Below are 22,391 nucleotides of genomic sequence, written 5' to 3' on the forward strand. Positions count from 1 at the left end.
CACGGTCAGCTCCCGGTGGCTTTCTGGTAGGCGGCGACATCGGTGTCGAGGTCGGCGAGCACCGCGTTCCAGTCCGGGGTCCACATCTGCACTCCGTCGAGCAGCCCGGTCGGGGTGTTCCGATCCGCTGATCCGCCAGAGGCTTTCGCGATGGCGTCCTTCACCGGAATACCCAATGCGTCGGTGGCGACTGTTTTCTGCACGTCGTCGGAGATGAGGAAGGCCAGCAGCTTCTTGGCATCGTCGGCGTGCGGAGCGCCCTTGGTGACGCCGGCGACGTAAGGCAGGGCCACCGTGGTGCGGCTGTGGTCGGCCATTGCCGGGAAGAAGATGGTGAACGTTGACCCGTCGTCCTTGATGGAGCCCAGGTTCATCTGTACATCGCCATTGGCCACCAGCAGCTCACCGTTGCTCACCTTGGGCTGCAGCTTGCCGGTCGACGACGACGGCCCGACGTTGTTGGCTTGCAACTTGCCCAAATACTCCAGGGCCGCCGGCTTGCCCATCAGGTGTTGCAGCAGCACCAGCACGGCCGTACCGTCACCGGCCTGGCCGGGAGTCGAGTACTGCAGCTTGCCCTTGAATTCCGGCTTGAGCAGATCGTCCCAGGTCTCGGGTTGCGGGTTGGCGCCCGGGTTGGCGATGAAGCTCAGCGCGTTGTTGACGATCGGCAGATAGTCGCCGTCGGGTCCGACCAGTTCGGGCGCGATGCCGCTGGTGTCGGTGCCGCTGGGCTGCAGCAGACCGGACTTGTCTGCCTTCTGGATGAACGGCGGGAGGGTGACCAGCAGGTCGGCCTGCGGGTTGGACTGCTCCTTCTCCACCCGCGACACCACCTCGCCGGAGCCGGCCTCGACGACGTTGACGTTGATGCCGGTGTCCTTGGTGAACCTCGCGAATTGCGACTTGTACCAGGTGCCGAGCCCGTCGGCGCTGTAGACGGTCAGTGTGGTGCCACCCCCGGAGCCGGAGGTTCCGGTGCCCCCGCATGCGGTGGCCATGGTTGCGACGACGGCCATGGTGAGCGCCGCCAGGGTTTTACGAGTGTTCATGAGTACCTCTCGGGGTCAACGGGATTGCAGGACTAGGTCGGCGAACTCGGTCACTGTCGACACGATGTGGGTGGCGCCCGCGTCGCGCAGTTGTTGTTCCTCGTGGGCACCGGTGAGCGTGCCGGCCGCGATCGCGCAGCCAGCCCGAAGCGCACTGTCGACGTCGTTGCCGGTGTCACCGAGCGCGGCGACGTTGCCGACGCCGTCGATCTCCAGGCGCATCAGGGCGGTCAGGATCAGGTCCGGATAGGGACGGCCGCGCACACCCGCACCGGGCGCCAGGCTCAGATCGGCCAGGGACTGCCAGCCCAGCGCGGCCAGCAACTTCACCTGCGTGGCGGGGCTGAAGCCAGTGGTGAGCGCGACTTTCACCCCGGCACGGCGCAACTCCGCGACGGCCGCTGCGGCTCCGGGAATCGGGTGCGCGCCACCGTTCTCGATGAGTGTGTCGTAGGCGGTCTCGAAGGCACGGTTGGCCTGCTGGGCCCGCTGTTCGTCACCGAACAGGGCGCGGAACACCGCGATCTTCGACTGGCCCATGGTGTCGAGCACGTACTGGCGGGCATGTTCGCGATCCTGGCCGGCGGTGGGCAGACCTACCGCAGTGGCGGCGGCGTCGAACGCCTCGATCACCAGACCGCCGTCGGCCACGGTGGTTCCGGCCATGTCCAGGACGGCCAACTGAATCTCGTTGTTTACCATGGATTCCCTTCGGTTGACCGTCACAGCTCGACCAGGTCGGCGGTGTGTTCGGCGATGGCCGGCGCCAGCGTCATCCCGCGCCCACCCGGCCCGGTGATCACCCAGACGCCGTCACCGGCGTCGCGTCGGCACACCAGATCACCCGGATCGGTGCACTGGCTGTAGACGCCTGCCCAACGCTGCCGGATCGCCGGTAGCGGCCGGCCCAGGAATTCCTCCACCCGCCCCTGTAGGTAGGTATAGGGCTCCTCGTGCACGTCGAAGCCGAATGGCTCGGTGTATTCGTGGGTGTCGCCAATGGTCAACCCACCGTGCAACCGCTGCACGCACAACAGCTGCATGTGCTGGCGGTCGGCGACGGGGTGTTGAGGTTCATTGTCGCGCAGCGCATTCAGCGCCGAGCCGGCGAAGCCAGGGTAGTAGCGAAAGCTGTCACCGTCGGCGATCGCGGTGGTGAGCGCTTCCCCGAGCGACTCGGTCTGCATCATCTGCAGGCGCACCCGTCGCACCGGAAGCTCGCCGGCAACCTCGCGGGTCAGCCCGCCGTGGGCGGCACCGGGGCACAACAGCACCAGGTCGCCCTCGTAGCTGCGGTCGCGGTCATCGCGCACCACACCGCCGTCGACGCTTCGAGCCTCGGTCCCCGGCACGAACGTGTAGCGCCCGCTGTCGGCGAGGTACGCGCGGATCGCGGGCAATGCCTGGCGGGACTCGACCACACCATCGTGCGAACAGTGCAGGGCGGCAAGGAATGTGCCCCGCAGCGCAGGATTGAGCGCTCGAACTGACTCGGGGTCAAGGACTCGGAAGCCCCGCCGACCCGCGTCGGACCGCTCGGCGACCTGCTCGGCGACGGCGACTTCGCGAGGTGTGCGCAGCAGGGTCAGCGATCCGGCCGGGCGGAAGCCCACCCCGGGCACCTGCCGGCCGATGTGCTCCCACAGCTCGCGGGCGCGCAGTGCGGCCTCGAGTTCGTGCGTGGCACGCCCCGACACCCACACCAGACCGAAGTTGCGCACGGTGGCGCCCCTGGCCTCGGTCTCGCGTTCCAGCTGGACGACCGTGTGACCGCGGGACACCGCGTGCCAGGCGTGCGCGGTGCCCAGCACGCCGCCGCCCACGATCGTCACCCGCATGGCGCTGAGGTTTCACCCCCCGACCGACGGTGGGCCAACCGCGCGGTTCTACCGGCCTGAACAGAAGATTAACGATTGGTATAGACCAATTCAGGGTAGGATTTTCGGTGTGATTGACACCGAGGAGTGTGCGGTGATCGCCGAGACGGCGGCCTTATTGCGGTCGCTGCGCGGGGTCTGGGACGAGGATGCCGTCGACGATCTCGACCATGCGCTGCAGGCTGCCGCTCGTGCTGTCGACGACGGTGCCGACGACGAACTGGTGCTGGCCGCAGCGCTGCACGATCTGGCGCACAGCCCGTTGTGCGACTCGCCTGATCGCGACCGTCACGACGTGGCCGCCCGCGGCTGGCTGACCCCGCGCTTCGGTGCGCGAGTGGGCTGGCTGGCCGGCGCGCACGTGGCGGCCAAGCGCTACCTGGCGGCCACCGAACCCGGCTACGCCGAGACGCTGTCCCCGACGTCGGTGGTGTCGTTGACGGCGCAGGGTGGCGCTGGGGTCGAGGAGGACCTGACCGCCCACCGTTGGTGGCCGGCCGCGGTGCGGTTGCGCCGCTACGACGACGCCGCGAAAGTCCCCGGGGCGGCGGCGATGAGCATCGACGAGGTGCTGCTGATCGCCGAGCGGGTGCTGCGGCGGCGATGAGCAAGGCACACCAGGTCCGCACCGGGCTGGACCAACTGCTCGCCGATCTGGTCGAAGGTGACCCGGTGCCCGCCGAACGGGACCTGGCCACCCGCTTCGGGGTGGCTCGCGAGACGGTGCGCCAGGCCTTGCACGAATTGCTGCTGGAAGGTCGGATCCAGCGCCGTGGCCGAGGCACGGTGGTCGCCAAACCCAAGCTGACGCAACCACTGTCGCTGCGGTCCTATACCGAGGGTGCCGAACGAATGGGGCGTAAGCCGGGCCGCATCCTGGTGTCGTGGGAAGACATCGAGGCCACCGCGGAACTGGCAGCCGGGCTGGACATCAGACCGGGGGAGCTCGTCATGCACCTGGAGCGAATCCTGCTGGCCGACAACGAACGCATCGGCTTGGAGAGCACCTACCTGCCGTCGTTTCGGTTCGCCGGACTGTATACCACCTTCGATCCGCAGACCTCGCTGTATGCGGCGATCCGCGCCACCGGCGTGCATTTCGCGTCCGCCGAGGAGATCATCGAAACCATCCTGGCCACTCCCAGGGAAGCCGGGCTGTTGCTGACCACTACGGCGATGCCGATGCTGCATCTGCGCCGGCGTTCGCTGGACGCCGAGGGCAAGCCCATCGAGATGGTGCGGGCGCTGTATCGCGGCGACCGGGTCGCTTTCCAGACGGTGTTGGTCGACAACTAGTCAACGGCGCCAGAGGTCGAATCGGTCACGGCCGGGCCGGAATCCGGCGGCCTCGACGATGTCCACCGCCACGTCGAACCGGCTTCCCACCGAGTACGGGTCGTGGGCGTCGCTGCCGAACGAGACCGCGTCGCCGCCGGCCTGCCACCACCAGCGCACGAGATCGACCGAGGCCAGGGGACTTCGGGTGTTGATCTCCAGTGCCCGGCCGGACCCGGCGAGGGCGCGAAAGACGGTGCGGTAGCCGTCCTCGAAGTCGTGCTCGCGGTAGTCCCCGGCCCGGTCCGGCCAGTACCGGCGTGCGTAGTCACAGTGCGCGAGGATGCCGAACACCGACGAACTCTCCACCAGGGTCAGCAGTTCGGCGAAATAGCGGTCCATCAGTTCAGCGGCATCGAGGTCGCCGAACAGGGTGCGGTCGACAAAGCGCAGCACGCCGTCGTGCTCGATGGCGTGCAGACTGCCCAATACCCGGTCGAAATCGCCCGACGTCAGCACGGCAGCAACGCTTTCGGAGAACAGGTGTGGTTCACCCGCTTCGATTCCGGACATGATCCGCAGTTGCGGGAACCTCTCTCGGCAGCGCGCCAGATCGGCCGAGTAGCCGGCCACGTCGAACGGTTGTACCCCGGGCCGTGGCCCGACGGCAGGGCCCCGGTGATGGCCGGCGTCGTCGTGGTTCCAGCCGGTGAAGTCGACGTGTTCGGTGAACGCCAGCCCCGGTAGCCCGAGTTCGACGGCGCGGGCGCACGCCAGCTCCATCCTCGAAGTTCCCGGTGTGTCCCAGGACCAGCGGGTGTGCACGTGATTGTCGGTGGGCAGCACAGGTTTCCTCACATGCTCAGCAGGGATTCGATCCAGCCGCGGGCGAAGTACAGCACGAAGCCGGCCGCGACGATCCACAACAGCGGGCGGATCTCGCGGGCCTTGCCAGCCGCCGAGCGCACCACGACCCACACCACGAAGCCGACGCCGATGCCGTTGGCGATCGAATAGCTGAACGGCATCACCGCGACCGTGAGCACGACCGGCAGGGCGACGGAGAACTCGGTGATGTCGACGTGGCGCAGCTGGGAGAACATCATCGTGCCGACGATCACTAGCGCGGCGGCGGCCACCTCGGTCGGCACTATCTGTGCCAGCGGGCCGACGAACATCGCGGCCAGGAACAGTGCGCCGGTGACGAGGTTGGCCAGCCCGGTGCGGGCGCCCTCCTCGATGCCCGCGCCGGACTCGATGAACACGGTGTTCGACGACGCCGACGTCGCTCCGCCGACCACCGCGCCGGCACCTTCGAGGATCAGCGCCGACCGCAGTCGCGGGAAGTTGCCCTGGGCGTCGGCCAGCCCGGCTTCGCGCAACAATCCGGTGAATGTCCCCATCGCGTCGAAGAAGTTCGCGAACACCAATGTGAACACCAGCATCGTCGCGGCCAGGATCCCGATGCGCCCGAAGCTGTCGAAACTGAACGCGCCCACCAGGGACAGGTCGGGCAGCGCGAACGGCGAGCCGGACAACGTCGGCACCGACAACGTCCACCCGCCGGGGTGCTGGGCCGCCGACCCGAGGTGCCAGATCGCCTCGATGACGACCGCTACGAGGGTGCCGGCCACCAATCCGATGAGGATACCGCCACGCACCTGCTGGACCACCAGGGCGCCGGTGACAAGCAGGGTGAACACAAACACCACCGTGGGGATGGCGCTGATCGACCCATGACCGCCCCCGCCGAGGCCTACCGGCGGCGATGCCAGCCCGGTGACCGCCAGCGCGACGATGATCAGTCCGTTGACGACCACCAGCCCCATTGCTTCGGGCCAGCTGACCGTGCCGACCACGGTGGTGGCCAGGAACGAGTTGATGCCCAGCCCGGCGGCGAAGGCGAACGGAAGTCGCGCGACGACTCCGAACAGGATGGTCATCACACCTGCGGCCAGCGAGGTGGTGGCGGAGACCTCGGTGAAGCCCAGTTTCTGGCCGGTGACGTCGGCGGCGCCGGACAGGATGATCGGATTGAGGACCACGATGTAGGCCATCGCGATGAACGTCACTACGCCGCCACGAACCTCGGCCCCGATGGACGACCCGCGGGCCGTGATCTCGAAGAAACGATCGAGACGATTCACGCCTGGAACCCTACGGGCCCCCTCGTCACTGCGAGGAGGCCCGGCCTAGTCGGATGGCGATGTCACGGCCGATCAATCCCGCCACGCCGTTGGGGCCGGGCGCCCACGGGTACCCGACGCTGTTGGCGATGTGATCGGGGCTGACGTCCGTGCCGTGGTAAGCGATCCCGGCGCCGGCCATGGCGAGGATCGCGGCGACGCCGATGACGAATCCGGCGCGCCGTGTCGATTGTGCGGTGACGTCCATCGTGGTCACTTTCCTTTGTGGAGAATGGGTTTCGGCGGGGATGGGATTCAGAACCAGATCATTGCTCTTCGTTCCGAGCGGGCCCGCCTGCCGGGTGCTGCGGGCATGTGTCGACTATCGCCGTGCGCAATGGCCGTCGGTATCGGTAAATGAGCCCGTGCGGTGGATGGTCGTGCCTCCTGCGATCGGAGGATGCCAGCGGCGACCGCCCACGGGTCACCGCTCGGCGCACCAATCCGTACCGTGGGTGTTATTGCGCGTTTCAATGCGGTGACGCTCTGGCAATACTCACTCCAGGCCGGTCGAGACTCTTGTGAAGGGGATACATGTCAGAGGCGGTAGATCTGGGTCCCGACGAGCAGGTCCCCGACGATCAGGTGAATGAGCCGACCGAGATCACGTTCGACGAGCATCTGCACCCGGCGCGTCCTCGGGCGCTGCGGTTCCGGCCGCGCGTCAAGACACCGTTCACCCGCCGATCGCCGGCCCAGGACGGGCTGCCGAGGGGCACCAATCCGGCGTACGTGTCGTGGCTGGTCTCCCAGTCGATGCTGGCCGACGCCAACCAGATCAGCCAGCAGTTCTCCGGTCAGGGCTCGATGTGGCAGAACCCCTACGCGACCCCCAGCCCGCGCGGGGCGGTCGACACCGCCTCGGTATGGTTCACCGCGTATCCGGTGTCGCTGATCACCCGCGCCAACGAGTCGTTCCTGCAGGCGATGGCCGACGAGGATATGTGGAAGGCGTTCTCCGAGATCGGGATCGAGGCCATCCACACGGGGCCGGTGAAACGCGCAGGCGGCATCTCCGGATGGGATCAAACCCCCAGCGTCGACGGGCATTTCGATCGCATCAGCACCCAGATCGACCCGGTCTTCGGCACCGAGGACGAGTTCCGTCACATGTGCGGTACGGCCAACTGGTACGGCGGCACCATCATCGACGACGTCGTACCCGGCCATACCGGCAAGGGCGCCGACTTCCGCCTCGCCGAGATGAAGTACGCGGACTATCCGGGCATCTACCACATGGTGGAGATCGATCCGCGGGACTGGGAGCACTTGCCCGTGGTGCCCGACGGCGCCGATTCGGTCAACATCGACCCGGCCACCGAGGAGTGGCTGGACAAGGCCGGCTACATCATCGGCCGTCTGCAACGCGTGATCTTCTACGCCGAGGGTGTCAAGGAGACCAACTGGAGTGTCACCCGGCCGGTCACCGGCATCGACGGAGTCGAGCGCCGCTGGGTCTACCTGCACTACTTCAAGGACGGCCAGCCGTCGATCAACTGGCTGGATCCGTCGTTCGCCGGGATGCGGCTGGTGATCGGTGACGCACTGCATTCCCTGACCGACCTGGGTACCGGTGGGTTGCGCCTGGATGCCAACGGCTTCCTCGGCGCCGAGAAGAGCGCAGCCGAGGACAGTTCGGCGTGGTCCGAGGGACATCCGCTGTCCGAGGCGGCCAACCACCTGATCGCGAGCATGGTGCGCAAGGTCGGTGGCTTCACCTTCCAGGAGCTCAATCTGACCATCGATGACATCCGTCAGATCGGGGAGGCCGGCGCCGACCTGTCCTACGACTTCGTCAACAGGCCCGCCTATCAGCACGCGCTTGCCACCGCCGACACCGAGTTCCTGCGATTGACCCTGCGCACCACCCTGGAATTGGGTGTGGATCCGGCGTCGCTGGTGCACGCGCTCCAGAACCACGACGAGTTGACCTATGAGTTGGTGCACTGGTCGACGGGGCACTGCGACGACATCTACACCTACAAGGGCGAGGAGATCACCGGTGGAGCGCTCGGTGAGAGTGTCCGTCAGGACCTGATCGACAAGCTCACCGGCGACAACGCGCCGTACAACCTGGTTTTCACGACCAACGGCATCGCCTGCACAACGGCCACGATCGTGGCGGCCATCCTCGGGTTCGACGATCTCGACGAGATCTCCGATGCCGAGGATATCGACCGGATCCGCCGGGCCCACCTGTTGCTGGCGATGTTCAATGCGCTGCAGCCGGGCGTCTTCGCATTGTCGGGCTGGGACCTGTGCGGGATGCTGACGCTGGCGCCGTCAGAGGTCGCGCCACTGCTGCGCGGCGGGGACACCCGCTGGATCCACCGGGCCGCCCACGACCTGATGGGAGTCAATCCGTCGGCGAACCAGTCGTCAGCTGGAATGCCAAGGGGTCGAAGCCTTTACGGATCGATTCCGGAGCAACTCGGCGACGAGACGAGCTTCCTGCGGCAGCTGCAGGCGATCTTGCGGGTGCGGTCCTACTACGGGATCGCCACCAGCCGGCAGGTCGACATTCCGGAGGTGTCGCATCGCGGCATGCTGGTCCTGGTCCACCAGCTCGCCGACGAGGGCAAGTTCCAGCTCACCGTCTTGAACTTCGCCAACGAGGTCGTCGCAGGCACGGTGCGCTCCGAGGCGTTGCCGCCGGGCGCCTGCGTCTCGGATATGTTCACCGGCAAGTCTTTCGCCCGCGTCGACGACCTGCACAGCTTCGGGGTCGAGATGCCGCCCCACCACGGCATGTCCCTGCTGGTCGAATCGGCGGCCGACGGTGAGGAGCCGTGCGGGGACGTGGCCGAACGCTGATCCCGTCGCCGGAACCGGACTCAGGCGGGTGTTGCCGTCACCGGGATGGTGACCGTGCCCTGGCAGGCGCCGCTGTCGATGGTGGTCGTGAAGGTGCCGGCCAGCGAGCCGTCGGACTGGGGTGCGTAGGTGGTCACCGAATTCGCCGGGTCGTAGGTGATGGTGCCGTCGGGCAGCGTGCAGTCCCAGCGCCAGCTGTTCGACCGCGTCCACTGCGACCCGGTCCACTGAAACGTCGTGGTCTGCGCGACGTTGTCCTTCGGGGTCGGGCCGTCGAGCACCGAGGCCACGCAGGTGCCCGAGGAGCAGTCCGTCGTGATCTTGTACGACGCGGTATAGGGCATCTCCTGTTGTCCCGCGGCAATACTCGTGCCGGACTTCTGGTCGGTGTGGAAGGTGATCTTGTACCACCCGCCCCAGAACGCCTCGTCGGCGTGTGCCGGTGCGGCGCTCAGCAGGGTAGCCACGGCCAGCGCGGCGGCGGGCAGGCAGCGGTAGCGACTCATACAGTGATTACCGCGTCGGAAGTGACAGTTGTTACACAGCGGGGCCGCGTTTCAGGGCGCCTTCCCTGCCGAGCAGACACAAACTTATAGTTTGCAGCCGCGATTTCTATAAGTTTGTGTCTGCTCGCGGCCGGGGTGAATGGGGGGCTCAACCGAAGTACTGCTCACTGCCGGTGGGATAGCCGCCGCCGTCGGTGGCGATGTGCACGTGGGTGTAGTGGTTGGCGTCGTCGCCGCCGAGGTTCGGCATGAGTGACGCTTTCCCGTTGTGTGAGTAGATGATTCGACGCCAGATCACATGGTTGATCGACAGCCGGTCGGCGTTGGCGAGGACGAAAGCGGCGATCCGGTCGCCGAGTTCCTTGCCCGCGGGTGACCGATAGTCCGGGATCATCACGTCGATGGCCAGCCCCATCGGATGCCACTTGAGCGGATCCGGTCGAACTCCGCCAATGCTGTGGATCTCGGGGAAGTACGCGCTGATCAGCCGCTCGGCCAGAATTGTCTTGATCTGCAGGCCGCGTTCCGGGGCCAATCCCGCCGGCAGGGCGCGTAACGAGCTGCGGTGGACCGCGCTGCGGCTGGCCGCGAGGTCGGCCTGGGTCAGCACGGTGTAGTGCGCGGCGATCTGGGTGGCGGGGAGCTCCTGGGCGGCGGCGACCAGTTCCGCGCAGCAGGCGGTGCCGTCGGGAGTGAGTCGACTGGGCGGGCCGCCGGTGCTGGCAGTGAGAACGGCGGCCACCGGCAGAGCAGCGAGCACGGCCACGGCGACCGACCAGCGGCGCCGGGGCTTGGCTAACCGATGCTTGCCCACGCATGGCACTCTACCTGGACCGATCCGGCGCTAGCGCGTCCTTCGCTATCCTCTGATCGGCCGCGCGACGGCCCTGGCGCGAGCTCCGGCGTGGCTGTGTGGTTGCTGAACGGACATTGTGACAGATTTGACCGCGCCGGTCGCTCGGTATCGAAACAGGCGCCTGAACTGCATGTTCATCTTCCGTTCACCGAACCGAACTCATTCCGATACCGTAGGGCTTTCGGTTCGCTCTGCCGGCGTCCGGGTGCGCGCCACGGCATGCGGCTATTTCTTGAAGCGCCCGGCGAAACCTCGCAGCGGGAGGTCCGAACTGGTCAGAAGTCCCGGCGGGGCGGCCACCACCGACGCGATCGCGTTGAGGGCGGGCAAACCGGTGACCGTCATCCCGATGGACGCGAAGGACGTCGGATCGGACAGGTCGACGCCCGGCTTCGGGAAGATCATGTGCTTGTTGTAGACGTACGGGTCACCGCTGATCTGGGTGATGTAGCAGCCCTTGATGTCCCAGCTCGGGTCGGTGTGCGGCGTCATCTGCCACTCCAGGTGTGTCTCCACCTTCGGAACCCCGCCGATCATGCCCTGGTACTTGAGATAGTTCCCGCCCAGGGAGCCCTTGGGCAGCTGATACCAGCCGAGGTCGACATCCTTTGTGCAGGCGCCTAGTTCGTAGCTGAAGGTGACCTCGTCGAGTTCCAGGCCGAAACAGTCGGCCATCATCAGCACGCTGTCGGCGAAGACGCGGGTGTACTTCTCGAGCATGCCGGGGAGCGCTGGATCGTCCACCGGCAGTCCGTAACCGACCTCTTTCCAGGTGTCGGCGGAGTGATGGCACGACACGTCGACGGACTCGATGGTGGTCACGTTCTCGATCTCGGCGACATCGGCCGAACACACCACGCCCAGAATCTGATTGAGCCCGGGGTTCATCCCCGTGCCGTAGAACGTCGAACCGCCCTTGAGGCAGGCCTCCTGCAGCAGCTCGGAAACCTTCTTGCCGGAATGGTGTGGGTGGTTGGTGTCACGATGCCACCCGGTGATCCAGTCGGCGGTGGTCACCACGTTGATACCGGCCTCGAGCACGGCGACGTAGAGGTCCTCGTCGGGGAACACGCCGTGGAACGTGACCACGTCCGGCCGCGCGGCGATGATCTCTTCGACGGATCCGGTCGCCGCGACGCCGATCGGTGCGAGCCCGGCGATCTCGCCGGCGTCCCGACCGATCTTCTCCGGGGAGTAGCAATGCAGGCCTACCAGCTCCAGATCGGAACGGTTGGCGATCCGCTTGATCATTTCGGTGCCGACATTGCCGGTCGCGACCTGGAACACTCGAATCGGTTTCTGCGCTGACACTTTGGGTTCTCCTTAGCGTTCTTCGGCCACGGCGGGGGATCGTCGCTCGGCATCGTCGGGGTAGAACTGCTTGGCCCACCGGCGGATTGCGGTGAAGCCTTCGAATTCCGCGGTCGCCAGTGCCGGCCGGTCGGTATAGCGCTGATGACGCCAGATCTCGATGTCGGCGGCGAACTGGTCGATCACCATCTGGGCGAACTGCTGTGCCTTGGCCTCGGCCCTGGGGCTGTCGTCGCCCGGGATGCGGCCGATGTAGACCATGAAGCGGACGTCGGATGTGCGGTCGTCGACCGGAGTTACCGCCGAGATGGTGCGGTTGTCCACCATGCCCCAGCTCTTCGTCACCGCGACGCCGAGGCCTCCGTTGATGGCCTCGACCCCGCTGTTCACGTCGTCGATGACCTGACCCTCGTCACCTTCGAATGTGATGGTGAAGTCGACGTAGGAGACCGGCTGGTCGAATTCGTGGCGGGTGAACAGCGGAACGATCGGGGTCTGGTGCACGTACTTGAAATGCGCGAAATCGACGCCGTTTTCGAGTACGTACTGCGGGTGCAGTTCGAGCTGGGTGCGGTAGAGGCGCGCCTGCGGGTAGTAGTCGGCTGCGCTGCTGCCGTCGCCGAAGTCGGCGAAGATGTCCGGTACGTCGAAGAACGGCTCGCGGCCCTCGCTGTCGAACCAGATGTACGCCGACGCATTGCGTTCGGTGACCGGATAGGTCGGGATGCGGCGCCCGCGATTGGGCCGGTCCTGATACGGGATGCAGACATTGCGCCCCTCGTGATTCCACTGCCAGCCGTGGAAGGGGCACTGGATGACTTCACCGACCACCTGGCCGCCGTAACCGAGGTGCGCACCGAGGTGCTCGCAGTAGGCGTCCATCACCGTCAGGGCGCCCGAGTGCGCGCGCCAGGCGACCATGTCCCGGCCGAAGTACGTCATCCGGTGGACGCCGCCCAACGCGATCTCGTCGGACCAGGCGACCTGGAACCAGCCGGTAGGCGTCATCGACAGGGATGGCTTGGCCATGCCCGCGAGTCTAGAAATGCTTCATAGAGGTGTCAATGAAATGCTCCCACCCGGCTAGGATCGCCCTGTGGCGGAGGCGGACAGCGCGCGACGGCGGCCGAACCGGCGTGGTTCGGCGACGCGGGAAAGCCTGCTCGAAGCCGCGCTCACCGCGCTGGCGTCCGGTGATCCCGGTGCGGTGTCGGCCAACCGCATCGCCAAGGAAATCGGCGCCACGTGGGGAACTGTGCAGTACCAGTTCGGGGATACCGACGGGTTCTGGGCCGCGGTGCTGCGCCGCACCGCCGAACGGCGTGCCAGTATGTTCGCCGCGCCGGACACCTCGGCCGGTCTGCGCGAGCGGGTTGCCGCCATCATCGACACGCTGTACGACGGGCTGACCAACCGGGACTCGCGGGCGATCGAGAACCTACGCGCCGTGCTGCCGCGCGATTACGCCGAACTCGAGCGGTCGTATCCGCAGACCGCCGCCGAGCTGTTCTCCTGGGGCCAGGGTTGGCAGGCCACCTGCCAGACGGCGTTCGCCGACCTCAACGTGGACCCGCACCGCGTGCGCGAAGTCGCCTCGCTGATTCCGGGTGCCATGCGGGGGATCGCCTCGGAGAAACAGCTCGGCACTTATTCCGATCTCGACGAGGCCCGCCGCGGTCTGACCAACGCCATCGTGGCCTACCTCGACGACAGCCGTGACGTCTAGGTGCGGCGATCTGGAGGAAATGCTCGGCACCGCGCGATGGGCGGATCCCAGGGCAGCTCAGTCCGCCTTGGTGATCAGCCGCTTGAGCGCCGCATGGTCGGGTTCGAGCAATTCGGCGATGCGCGACTGGTTGACATCGGCGACGATGATCTCACCGACATCCTTGTGTACATCGCTGAAGATGCCGTGCGCCTTCATCTTGTCGGCCTGGTAGATGTTGTCCTCCGTGGGCGTCACGTAGTAGACCGCATCGGCCTTGAACCGGTGCACCATCCACAGGTGGATGACCGTCATCAACCGCTTCTGCCGGAGCTTCTCGGCGTAGGTGTTCTGGTCGCGTACCTGAAGGATGCTGCGGCCGTGCCGGTCCTTGATCGGATCGAACACCACGTCGGCCAGCTTCTCGCCGTCGGCGTCGCCGTAGATGCCCAACTCGAGCACATCGGACCCGGCCCGGCGCGGCCGCAGGGTGACCCGCAGCTTCTCGCCGAGCTGATAATGCTCGCTCCACAGCGCAAGCCACTCCTCGAGCACCTTCTTCGGCACCTCGGTCTGCACCAGGTGCTGGTGTTGTGTCGAGCCCTTGCCCATCGACTTCGTGGTGGCGGTGCGGCCCGAGGACGCCGCCAGCGCCGCATCGCTGCGTGGACCGCCGACCAGAGTTTGTGGTGTGCGATAAGGGGATTCGACCAGGCGCATCTTGCGTTGCAGCCGGGCCAGCGCCAGCATGCCGTCCTGGCGTAGCGCGGTGGCGAACTCCTCGGCCGCCACACCGTCGATCTGGTGGCCGCCGTAGGTCATGAAGTTGAAGACGAACCCCATTTTGCCCAGCTCTTCGGGGAAGGCCCGCATCTCCTCGTCGCTCATGCCGGTGGTGTCCCAGTTGAACGACGGCGAGAGGTTGTAGGCCAGCATCTTGTCCGGGTAGACCGCGTGCACGGCCTCGGCGAACTCGCGCGCATCGGCCAGGTCGGCGGTCTTGGTCTCCATCCACAGCAGGTCGGCGAACGGCGCTGCTGCAAGCGATTTCGCGATCGCATAGGGAATGCCACCACGAACCTGGTAGTAGCCCTCGGGGGTCTTGGCGCGCTCGGGGTCCCACGGCGCGTCGACACCCAATTCCCGGGCCTTCTCACGGGCGGCGTACAGCGATGCCGTCTTGGCGAATGCCCGCCATTCGGCCACGCTCATCTCCAGCGGCTCACCCTCGCTCTCGCGGAAGGCCACCAGCTCGGCCACCGCGTCGCCGTAGGTGTCCAACCCCGCATCGTCTCGCCAGGCATCGACGAATCGGGACTCGACCTTGTCGAACAGGGCATCCAGCGAGGGTTCGCGGCCGTCGCTCCAGGCGGCTGCCTGCTCGGCGATCGCCTCGAAGATCCCCTGGCGTTGCAGCCACGCGTCGGCGGCGGCGTACTCGCCCTCTGGCAGCGCGTACAACAGATGACCGTTGAGTTCGGTGACGCCCGCCTGGTGGAAGCGGCGCACCATTGCCAGGAAGCAGGCCTTGTACGGCGGCACCTTGAGATTGGTCGCCCCGAGCAGGAATGGCTGGTCGCGTTCGTCGGCACGGCTGTCGATGAGGTTGGCGGCCTCGGCGTCGGTGCGGGCGACGATGATGCCGGGCACTCCCATGATGTCGAGCTGGAAGCGTGCGGTGTTGAGTCGCTTGAGCTGCTCGTCGGAGGGCACCAGCACCTTGCCGCCCTGATGTCCGCACTTCTTGGTGCCCGGGCGCTGGTCCTCGATGTGGTAACCGGGGACTCCTGCCTCGACGAAACGACGAATCAGGTTGCGCACGTGTGGATCTCCGCCATGGCCGGTGTCGGCGTCGGCGATGATGAAGGGCCGGTAGTCCACCGCCGGCGTAGCGGCGCGCTGTTCGGGGGTCATCTGCAGGCGCAGATACTGCTGGTTGCGGTCCGCGGTCAACAGGGCGCGCACCAACCCGGCCGCTTCATCCGGGACCTGGCTGAGCGGGTAACTGGCAAGGTCGGGGCCGGGGTCTTCGGTGGTCGACCCCTTTGCCGAGGTTGCCCAGCCGCCGAGGTAGATGCCCTCGATACCCATCCGCTTCATGGTGACCGCTTGGCCGGGGGAGTACGGGCCAAAGGTGGTGATGCTCTTATTGGCCGCGAACAGCTCCCGCAGGCGCTTGTGGAACGCGGTGGCCGCCTCGCGTGCGACGGTGTGGTCGTTGGTGATCGTGCCGCGCTGTTCGACGACCTGTCGGGCGGTGTAGAGCCGGGTGATGCCCTCGAACCGCGCGCTGTCGAAGTAGCGCTGGGTATCGGCAACCTCACGCTCAAACGGCGACTGGGTCTGAGGGTCCGCTTCGATGGTGGACATGTGGTCTCACGCTCCTCGCTGAGCCGGTTTCCGCACAGGCGCTGTTCCCCCGGGCGGCGACTTCGATTATCCCGACTCCACCGCCAACTGGAGTGGCTTTGGTATCACTGGGCGACGGCGCGGCCCGTAACGGCGCCACGCATTTCACACCGACCGCGCCCGCAACCTGCGTGCGTCATTCGCTCAGCAAATTCACCCTGGTTCGATGCCCGCCGGCAACGGCCGTCGCGGTCGGAGTCGGCGCCGTGGTCCGGAACATGCTGGTGAACAATAGGATTCGTCTGCCAATAGATGTGCCACCATATTGACGCGGTCGCATTTTCATATTCCGCAACTGCGCTAATGGCGAATCGCGGGACGTGCGCACGCGGCCTTTGGAGTCATCAGGTACATTCCTGTGGTCTGTTTCACTGGCCCGGGAACCGTGTGACAGAGCCCATTCGCTTCGGGTCGGGGAGGAGGCGACATGCTCGGCGGTCGGACACGTTGGACAAGTCGGACACGTTGGACAAGGGGTGGCCCCAGTCATCGGGTCGTGCGGGTGGGTCGGTGAGCGAGCGCGACCGGCCGCCTCGCAAGATCGCGGGCGTGGTCTTCCTCGCTGTGCTGATCTCGGTGGTGGGCCTGATCTATCTCCAGTTTCGTGGTGATCTGTCAACCCGGGCCGCGTTGACGGTGCTCTCCGGCCGCGGGGGCCTGGTGATGGACCCTGGTTCCAAAGTGACCTACAACGGCGTGATCGTCGGCCGAGTCGCCGACGTCGTTGCGGCCGAACGAGACGGTGCCACCATCGCGCGGCTCACGCTCTATGTAGATCCCCGGTACCTGTCCCGGATGCCGGCCAACGTGAACGCCGACATCAAGGCCTCCACCGTGTTCGGCAACAAGTACGTGGCCCTGACGGTCCCCGAGAACCCGTCGTCGGCGCGCCTGACGTCGGCCGACGTCATCCAAGCCGGAACGGTGACCACCGAGTTCAACACCCTGTTCGAAACCATCACCTCGATCGCGGAAAAGGTCGACCCGATCAAACTCAACGTGACGCTGTCGGCGACCGCACAAGCGTTGAGCGGACTCGGCACCAAGTTCGGCAGGTCGATCGTCAACGGCAACTCGGTGCTCGACGACGTCAACCCGCAGATGCCGCAGATCCGTGCGGATGTCTCGCGGTTCTCCGACCTCGCCGACGTCTACATCAAAGCCGGCCCCGATCTGTGGGATGCACTCGACCATGCCGTCACCACCGCGCATTCCTTCAACGCGAAGCAGAACGACATCGACGCGGCCTTGCTCGCCTCGATCGGGTTCGGCAACACCGGCGCGGACGTCTTGGGCCAGGGCAGTCCCTACCTGGTGCGTGGCCTGTCCGATCTGGTACCCAGCACCCGCCTGCTGGACAAGTACAGCCCCGAGTTGTACTGCAGCTTGCGAAATCTCGCGCAGGTGGCGCCGGCGGCGTTGGATGCCTTTGGCGGCAACGGCTATTCGCTGAACACCATGACCGAGATCCTCGGCGCGCCGAACCCCTACGTCTATCCCGACAACTTGCCGAGGACCAACGGACGCGGCGGGCCGGGCGGAGCGCCGGGCTGTTGGCAGACGATCGACCGCAATTTCTGGCCGGCGCCCTACCTGGTAGTCGACGACGGCGCATCGATCGCTCCGTACAACCACTTCGAACTCGGCCAGCCGCTGCTCACCGAATACGTGTGGGGACGCCAGGTCGGCGAGAACACCATCAACCCCTGATCGGAACCCGATCTAGGCGGGCTGCGGCGCGGAATCGGGCGCGGGGGATACATCGGCGACCGGCATGACGTCGCCGGCCGGCGCGGGCTGTTGGTCGACAGGCGACTCGGGCGCCGGCGGCGCGTCGGCCGCGTCGACGAAGGCCGGGCCGTCGGGCGGCGGGGGAGGCGCGGCGTCGGGTGCCGGTGGCGCGAGCGGGTCCTGCATCTCGTCCGCCTGCATGGGTAGGTACATGTGGTGGGTGAACTGCGGTTGGAAGGCTCCGCCGCCGCCGACCCGCACGCCGCCGCCTTCTCCGCTGGACACCGCGGTGCCGTCGGGCAGTGTGACGGCGGTGTGGCGGCCGTTCCAGCCGATCACCAGGGAGTTGGGGGCGGTTCCGTAGTGGAAGCCACGGGCCAGCAGGGCCGCCTCTTCGTTGCCGGTGTGGAACCTGCTGCCGAAAGCGGGCCTGCCGGTGGCCACATTGGACACCCAGGACGCCAGGCCCGAACAGTCCGTGCCGGCCGGAGAATCTCCGCCTGGGATGTACGGCGTGCCTGACACCTGAGAGATCAGCGTCATCAACGTCGCAAGTGCAAACATGACCTCGAAAGTAACAATCAACGAGTGCGCATACCAAAGTCTGTGCTTTCCATCACGTTTCGCGAATTTGTATGGCGCATACGACAAAAACTCCAGGAAACCAGTGCGCATTCGCGCTAAGCATCTTTGCGCAGAAAGCGAAATAAGTTGGAAACAACCAGATTTCGTAACTTTGGGCGCTGGAAGCGGTCGTAGGCGCTTTCTCGGGCGCGTTGGCCGACGCGGGTGATTCGTGACATGGCCGAGACTGCTTGATCGATCAAGATGCGCTCGAACCGCCGCCGGGCCGTGACACGCGAAAGGTGCGGTTTCGTCCGCCCGCGAGGGCGTTGTATCGACGAAACCGCACCTGAAAGCGCGATACCGAGGCCGAAAATCAGCCCTCGGCGCGGACCTGGTCTTTGACGGCAGGCACGATCGGGGGTGCGCTTCGCCAGTTGGGCAGGCCGTCCTCCTCGAGCCCCACCGGGTAACCGTTCTCGTGGACCTGAGCCCAGTGCGAATGATTGAGCTGATGCAGCGTGAAGCAGGCGTTCAGGGCGTTGTAGAAGCCCATGTTGTCCATGGTCTGGTTGACCGCCTCCTTGGCCAGTAGCGCGGCCATGGTCGGTACCTCGGCGATTCGGCGGGCGAACGCCAGTGTCTTCTCGGCCAGTTCGGCCTCGGGGAACACCTTCGAGACCATGCCTAGCTGGTAGGCCTCGTCGACCGTCAGTGCGTCACCGGTGAGCATCAGTTCTTTGGTCTTACGCGGTCCGAACTCCCACGGGTGAGCGAAGTACTCCACGCCGCACATGCCCAGCCGGGTGCCCACCACATCGGCGAAGCGGGTGTTCTCGGCGGCCACGATCAGATCGCACGCCCACATGAGCATCAACGCCGCGGCATACACGTCACCGTGGACCTGCGCGACGGTGATCTTGCGCAGGTCACGCCAGCGCCGGGTGTTGGTGAAGTAGTGGTGCCACTCCTGCAGCATGAGTTTCTCGGCACCTTCTCGAGTGCCCCCGTTCACCTGGTAGCTCGGGTGCTGGCCGGGGCCGGGGGTGAACTCCTCCCGCGACGCCGCCGAACCCAGATCGTGGCCGGAGGAGAACATCGGCCCCATGCCACCAAGGATGACCACGCGGACGGTGTCGTCGGCCTCGGCCCGCAGGAATGCCTCGTCCAACTCGACCAGCAGGCCGCGGTTCTGCGCATTGCGGGCGTCAGGCCGGTTCAGCATGATCCGCGCGATGCGCCCTTCATCGAGCTCTTCATAGGTGATGAAGCGGTAATCTCCAGACATAGCGGCATTCTATGCAGACGAGAATGTGGTTACCCGCGCCGGGCGCGCAACTCGCGCTCGATGACGGGGTTACGCCCCGGCCCGTGCGGTGGAGCAGGGGCTAGCATCGGCGTTCATGCGGGTGCTGGTCCAGCGGGTCACGTCGGCGTCGGTGACGGTGGGCGGTGCGGTCGTCGGCGCGATCCTGCCGCAGGGCCAGGGTCTGCTTGCCCTGGTCGGCGTCACCCACACCGACACCGAGGTCGTCGCTCTTCGCATGGCCGAAAAGCTCTGGCAGCTGCGGATTCTCGATGACGAGAAGTCGGCCGCCGATATCGGCGCACCGATCCTGGTGGTCAGTCAGTTCACTCTCTACGCCAACACGGTAAAGGGACGCAGGCCGACCTGGAACGCGGCGGCGCCGGGACCGGTCGCCGAACCACTGGTCACAACACTCGTCGACACCCTGCGCGAGTTGGGCGCGCCGGTGCAGACCGGTTTGTTCGGGGCCGATATGCAGGTGGAACTGGTCAACGACGGCCCGGTCACGGTGCTGCTGGAACTGTGAGCCCCAGCGCCCGCAGCGGGCGGCTGGCCGTCTCACGCACCGTCAGCACGGTGAGCAAAGACACCACCGCGGCAACCGCGACGTAAATGCCTGCGGCGTAATCGTTACCGGTTCGGGCGCTGAGCAGCGTGACGATGTAGGGCGTGGTGCCGCCGAACACCGCCACCGAGACGTTGTAGCCGACCGACAGTCCGCTGTAGCGCACTCGGGTGGCGAACAACTCCGCGGCCGCGACCAGAGACACCGAGACGAACACTGCCTCGACGGCGGCCAGCAGGCAGTGCGCCAGGATAGCGGTGACCAACGACCCCGAATTCAACAGCAGGAAAGCCGGATAGGCGAGCACCGCGAACCCGGCCGCGCCGGTGATCAGCAGTGGGCGGCGCCCGATCCGGTCCGACAGCGCGCCCAGCGGCAGGATCAGGATCAGCGCGACGACACTAGCCATGGTGATCGACACGAACGACGCGGTCTTGGAGAAGTGCAGCGTCTTGATGAAATACGTTGGCAGATAAGTAAACACCACGTAGAAGCCGACGTTGTGGATGATCATCAGGCCGATCACCTGCAGGATCGGCACCCATGCCGTGGTGACGGCTTCTTTCAGCGGTGACGCGGCGACCCGGTCGGCCTCGGACAGTTCGGCGAACGCCGGGGTGTCCTCCAGCCGAACACGGATGTAGAGCCCTACCAGGCCCAGCGGCCCGGCCAGCAGGAATGGGATGCGCCAGCCATAGGCCTCCATGGCGCCGCTGGGCAGCAGCGTCTGCAACAGGGTCACGGTGATCGAGCCGAGTAGGAAGCCCAGGACGGCCGACCAGACCAGGAACGCGACCACCAGCCCGCGCCTACGGTCGGTGGCGAACTCGGCCAGATAGCAAGCCCCGCCGCCGTACTCGCCTCCGGCGGAGAAGCCCTGCAGACAGCGCAGCACCAGCAGTCCGATCGGTGAGAGCACCCCAGCCGCGGCGTAGGTGGGCAGCAGGCCGATCGCCAAGGTCGAGCCCGACATGAGCAGGATCACCAGGGCTAGCACCCGCTGGCGGCCGATCCGGTCGCCGAGCGGGCCGAAGAACAGACCGCCGAGCGGGCGCATGAAGAACGCGGCGGCGAAGATGGCGAAGGTGTTGAGCAGCGCGGCGGTCTCGTTGCCGGGCGGGAAGAACTTCACCGAGATGATGGTGGCGAGGAAGCCGTAGATTGCGAAGTCGTACCACTCCACGGCGTTGCCGATCGCCGCGCCGGTGATGACCCGGCGCAGCGGCGAGGTGTTCGTGTTCTGTTGATCGGTCGGCACTCTGGTGTTCTCCCGGGGCGGTCGGCGTCAGGAAGCACGATAGCGCCGATGCCGGGATCGCGCGGCCGCCCGTTGCTAACCGAACTGCTTAGATGGCGACCGTGTAACCAGCTGTGCGGGCGGAACTTTCGTCGAGGCTATGAGCTCAGCACCGGATCGACGAATCAATGGTGAGCCGACACTGGGTCGCCGGCGTCCGGACCCTCTGCACCGCGGACGCGACGATCGGCGACGGTTACTACGAGGCGATCGCGGACCTCGCCTGGCGCGCATCGCCAGCACTGAGCGTGCGCGGTCGGCGGCACGGGTGAGGCCGCCGACCGATTTGTTACCGGTCCGCGCCCTGGCATGCACCTCCGGCGTGAGAACGTAGAGCCCTATGCATACGCACAACTTCGTCACGTACGAGGAATTCGGTCGCCGATTCTTCGAGGTCGCGGTGACCGAGGAACGCGTGGCAGCGGCGCTCGCCCAGATCGCGGGTGACGAGTTCGAGATGGGACCGATGGCCCAGGGGCCCGCCGGCCTGGCCAGGGTGACCGCGAAGGTCAAGGTCCAACAGCCTGTCGCGCGGCGCACCGTCGGTGACACCCTCACCTTCAACCTGCGCATCCCGCTGGTCATCGAGTTGGTGGTGGACCTGCGCCTGGACAAGCAACGGTTCACGGTGGACGGCGACATCGTGCTGCGGGCGACCGCCCGCGCAGCCGAGCCGCTGCTGCTGGTCATCGACGTGGCCAAGCCCCGCCCGTCCGATATCGCCGTGCACGTGACCGCGAACTCGGTGCGCGGGGAGATCCTGCGCATCGTCGCCGGCGTCGACACCGAGATCCGGCGGTTTGTGGCCGCCTATGTGTCCGATGAGATCGACAGCCCGGGATCGCAGCAGGCCAAGGTCGTTGACGTCGCCGAAGCGGTGGCGTCAGCCTGGGACTGACGTCGCGGTAAACGGTCGGCTCCCCGCCGGGAAACA

The 22,391-nt window shown here is 66.4% G+C and carries 21 protein-coding genes; 7 read left to right on the forward strand and 14 right to left on the reverse strand.

Features of this window, described 5'->3' with window-relative positions:
* Positions 1-5: 5 nt before the first annotated feature.
* From ACXDF8_RS06665 to ACXDF8_RS06675, 3 genes are read right to left on the reverse strand one after another with little or no spacing between them, the layout of a single operon-like run.
* A complete protein-coding gene (locus ACXDF8_RS06665) occupies positions 6-1,052 on the reverse strand; it encodes a 2-aminoethylphosphonate ABC transporter substrate-binding protein (protein WP_457222461.1) in 1,047 nt (348 codons plus the stop codon).
* A 15-nt stretch (positions 1,053-1,067) separates the two neighbouring features.
* Positions 1,068-1,754: a phosphonatase-like hydrolase gene (locus ACXDF8_RS06670; protein ID WP_457222462.1), complete on the reverse strand. Its 687-nt coding sequence runs from the start codon at positions 1,752-1,754 to the stop codon at positions 1,068-1,070.
* Positions 1,755-1,774: 20 nt separating this feature from the next.
* On the reverse strand, positions 1,775-2,890 hold the full coding sequence (locus ACXDF8_RS06675; protein WP_457222463.1) for a TIGR03364 family FAD-dependent oxidoreductase: 1,116 nt from the start codon (positions 2,888-2,890) through the stop codon (positions 1,775-1,777).
* 109 nt (positions 2,891-2,999) lie between these two features.
* Between ACXDF8_RS06675 and ACXDF8_RS06680 the strand changes: the two genes are divergently transcribed.
* Together ACXDF8_RS06680 and ACXDF8_RS06685 are read left to right on the forward strand one after the other, a co-directional pair.
* A complete protein-coding gene (locus ACXDF8_RS06680) occupies positions 3,000-3,536 on the forward strand; it encodes an HD family phosphohydrolase (RefSeq protein WP_457222464.1) in 537 nt (178 codons plus the stop codon).
* Positions 3,533-4,225 (forward strand): GntR family transcriptional regulator, encoded by a 693-nt coding sequence (locus tag ACXDF8_RS06685; protein WP_457222465.1) that lies wholly within the window; start codon positions 3,533-3,535, stop codon positions 4,223-4,225. The genes ACXDF8_RS06680 and ACXDF8_RS06685 overlap by 4 nt, the downstream gene beginning before the upstream one ends.
* Here ACXDF8_RS06685 and ACXDF8_RS06690 read toward each other — a convergent pair whose 3' ends face one another.
* The 3 genes from ACXDF8_RS06690 to ACXDF8_RS06700 are packed head-to-tail and all read right to left on the reverse strand — an operon-like array spanning position 4,226 to position 6,598.
* On the reverse strand, positions 4,226-5,062 hold the full coding sequence (locus ACXDF8_RS06690; protein WP_457222466.1) for a PHP domain-containing protein: 837 nt from the start codon (positions 5,060-5,062) through the stop codon (positions 4,226-4,228).
* Complete coding sequence (locus ACXDF8_RS06695) at positions 5,059-6,351, reverse strand: NCS2 family permease (RefSeq protein ID WP_457222467.1); 1,293 nt, start codon at positions 6,349-6,351, stop codon at positions 5,059-5,061. Before ACXDF8_RS06695 ends, ACXDF8_RS06690 begins: the two co-directional genes overlap by 4 nt.
* 25 nt (positions 6,352-6,376) lie before the next feature.
* Positions 6,377-6,598 carry a hypothetical protein gene (locus tag ACXDF8_RS06700; RefSeq protein ID WP_457222468.1) on the reverse strand — a complete coding sequence of 74 codons (222 nt, stop codon included), beginning with the start codon at positions 6,596-6,598 and terminating at the stop codon, positions 6,377-6,379.
* Between the two features lie 326 nt (positions 6,599-6,924).
* Here ACXDF8_RS06700 and treS point away from each other — a divergent pair, with 326 nt between their 5' ends.
* Entirely contained in the window at positions 6,925-9,204 is a 2,280-nt protein-coding gene (gene treS / locus ACXDF8_RS06705) for a maltose alpha-D-glucosyltransferase (protein WP_457222469.1), read from the forward strand.
* A 20-nt stretch (positions 9,205-9,224) separates the two neighbouring features.
* On the opposite strand, the gene ACXDF8_RS06710 is transcribed toward treS, so the two are convergent.
* From ACXDF8_RS06710 to ACXDF8_RS06725, 4 genes are all read right to left on the reverse strand, one after another.
* Positions 9,225-9,710 (reverse strand): Rv2253 family sensor-like surface protein, encoded by a 486-nt coding sequence (locus ACXDF8_RS06710; RefSeq protein ID WP_457222470.1) that lies wholly within the window; start codon positions 9,708-9,710, stop codon positions 9,225-9,227.
* Positions 9,711-9,858: 148 nt separating this feature from the next.
* Positions 9,859-10,524: a VldE C-terminal domain-containing protein gene (locus ACXDF8_RS06715; protein ID WP_457222471.1), complete on the reverse strand. Its 666-nt coding sequence runs from the start codon at positions 10,522-10,524 to the stop codon at positions 9,859-9,861.
* Between the two features lie 267 nt (positions 10,525-10,791).
* Complete coding sequence (locus ACXDF8_RS06720) at positions 10,792-11,877, reverse strand: NAD(P)H-dependent amine dehydrogenase family protein (protein WP_457222472.1); 1,086 nt, start codon at positions 11,875-11,877, stop codon at positions 10,792-10,794.
* A gap of 12 nt (positions 11,878-11,889) precedes the next feature.
* Positions 11,890-12,906, reverse strand: a complete 1,017-nt coding sequence (locus tag ACXDF8_RS06725; protein WP_457222473.1) for a Rieske 2Fe-2S domain-containing protein — start codon at positions 12,904-12,906, stop codon at positions 11,890-11,892.
* A 67-nt stretch (positions 12,907-12,973) separates the two neighbouring features.
* Between ACXDF8_RS06725 and ACXDF8_RS06730 the strand changes: the two genes are divergently transcribed.
* Complete coding sequence (locus ACXDF8_RS06730; protein ID WP_457222474.1) at positions 12,974-13,603, forward strand: TetR/AcrR family transcriptional regulator; 630 nt, start codon at positions 12,974-12,976, stop codon at positions 13,601-13,603.
* A gap of 57 nt (positions 13,604-13,660) precedes the next feature.
* Here ACXDF8_RS06730 and aceA read toward each other — a convergent pair whose 3' ends face one another.
* Positions 13,661-15,952 carry an isocitrate lyase ICL2 gene (gene aceA / locus ACXDF8_RS06735; protein ID WP_457222475.1) on the reverse strand — a complete coding sequence of 764 codons (2,292 nt, stop codon included), beginning with the start codon at positions 15,950-15,952 and terminating at the stop codon, positions 13,661-13,663.
* Between the two features lie 549 nt (positions 15,953-16,501).
* On the opposite strand from aceA, the gene ACXDF8_RS06740 reads away from it, so the two are divergent.
* A complete protein-coding gene (locus ACXDF8_RS06740; protein WP_457222476.1) occupies positions 16,502-17,701 on the forward strand; it encodes an MCE family protein in 1,200 nt (399 codons plus the stop codon).
* A 12-nt stretch (positions 17,702-17,713) separates the two neighbouring features.
* Here the strand turns inward: ACXDF8_RS06740 and ACXDF8_RS06745 are convergent, their stop codons facing one another.
* Together ACXDF8_RS06745 and ACXDF8_RS06750 are read right to left on the reverse strand one after the other, a co-directional pair.
* Positions 17,714-18,286 carry a peptidoglycan endopeptidase gene (locus ACXDF8_RS06745; RefSeq protein ID WP_457222477.1) on the reverse strand — a complete coding sequence of 191 codons (573 nt, stop codon included), beginning with the start codon at positions 18,284-18,286 and terminating at the stop codon, positions 17,714-17,716.
* Positions 18,287-18,662: 376 nt separating this feature from the next.
* Positions 18,663-19,574, reverse strand: coding sequence for an enoyl-CoA hydratase (locus ACXDF8_RS06750; RefSeq protein WP_457222478.1), 912 nt, complete (start codon positions 19,572-19,574; stop codon positions 18,663-18,665).
* Between the two features lie 115 nt (positions 19,575-19,689).
* Here ACXDF8_RS06750 and dtd point away from each other — a divergent pair, with 115 nt between their 5' ends.
* Entirely contained in the window at positions 19,690-20,121 is a 432-nt protein-coding gene (gene dtd / locus ACXDF8_RS06755; protein WP_457222479.1) for a D-aminoacyl-tRNA deacylase, read from the forward strand.
* On the opposite strand, the gene ACXDF8_RS06760 is transcribed toward dtd, so the two are convergent.
* Positions 20,099-21,418, reverse strand: a complete 1,320-nt coding sequence (locus ACXDF8_RS06760; RefSeq protein ID WP_457222480.1) for an MFS transporter — start codon at positions 21,416-21,418, stop codon at positions 20,099-20,101. The two genes, dtd and ACXDF8_RS06760, sit on opposite strands and share 23 nt — an antisense overlap.
* Before the next feature lie 379 nt (positions 21,419-21,797).
* On the opposite strand from ACXDF8_RS06760, the gene ACXDF8_RS06765 reads away from it, so the two are divergent.
* The gene (locus ACXDF8_RS06765; RefSeq protein ID WP_457222481.1) at positions 21,798-22,355 is read left to right on the forward strand and encodes a hypothetical protein; all 558 of its coding nucleotides are present in this window, start codon (positions 21,798-21,800) and stop codon (positions 22,353-22,355) included.
* Positions 22,356-22,391 lie beyond the last annotated feature (36 nt).

It is taken from the genome of Mycolicibacterium sp. CBM1, assembly GCF_054073305.1.

Coding starts and splice junctions, on each gene's coding strand:
- ACXDF8_RS06665 (WP_457222461.1), bottom strand. CDS start 1,052: ATGAACACTCGTAAAACCCTGGCGGCGCTCACCATGGCCGTCGTCGCA.
- ACXDF8_RS06670 (WP_457222462.1), bottom strand. CDS start 1,754: ATGGTAAACAACGAGATTCAGTTGGCCGTCCTGGACATGGCCGGAACC.
- ACXDF8_RS06675 (WP_457222463.1), bottom strand. CDS start 2,890: ATGCGGGTGACGATCGTGGGCGGCGGCGTGCTGGGCACCGCGCACGCC.
- ACXDF8_RS06685 (WP_457222465.1), top strand. CDS start 3,533: ATGAGCAAGGCACACCAGGTCCGCACCGGGCTGGACCAACTGCTCGCC.
- ACXDF8_RS06700 (WP_457222468.1), bottom strand. CDS start 6,598: ATGGACGTCACCGCACAATCGACACGGCGCGCCGGATTCGTCATCGGC.
- treS (WP_457222469.1), top strand. CDS start 6,925: ATGTCAGAGGCGGTAGATCTGGGTCCCGACGAGCAGGTCCCCGACGAT.
- ACXDF8_RS06710 (WP_457222470.1), bottom strand. CDS start 9,710: ATGAGTCGCTACCGCTGCCTGCCCGCCGCCGCGCTGGCCGTGGCTACC.
- ACXDF8_RS06725 (WP_457222473.1), bottom strand. CDS start 12,906: ATGGCCAAGCCATCCCTGTCGATGACGCCTACCGGCTGGTTCCAGGTC.
- aceA (WP_457222475.1), bottom strand. CDS start 15,952: ATGTCCACCATCGAAGCGGACCCTCAGACCCAGTCGCCGTTTGAGCGT.
- ACXDF8_RS06745 (WP_457222477.1), bottom strand. CDS start 18,286: ATGTTTGCACTTGCGACGTTGATGACGCTGATCTCTCAGGTGTCAGGC.
- ACXDF8_RS06750 (WP_457222478.1), bottom strand. CDS start 19,574: ATGTCTGGAGATTACCGCTTCATCACCTATGAAGAGCTCGATGAAGGG.
- dtd (WP_457222479.1), top strand. CDS start 19,690: ATGCGGGTGCTGGTCCAGCGGGTCACGTCGGCGTCGGTGACGGTGGGC.
- ACXDF8_RS06765 (WP_457222481.1), top strand. CDS start 21,798: ATGCATACGCACAACTTCGTCACGTACGAGGAATTCGGTCGCCGATTC.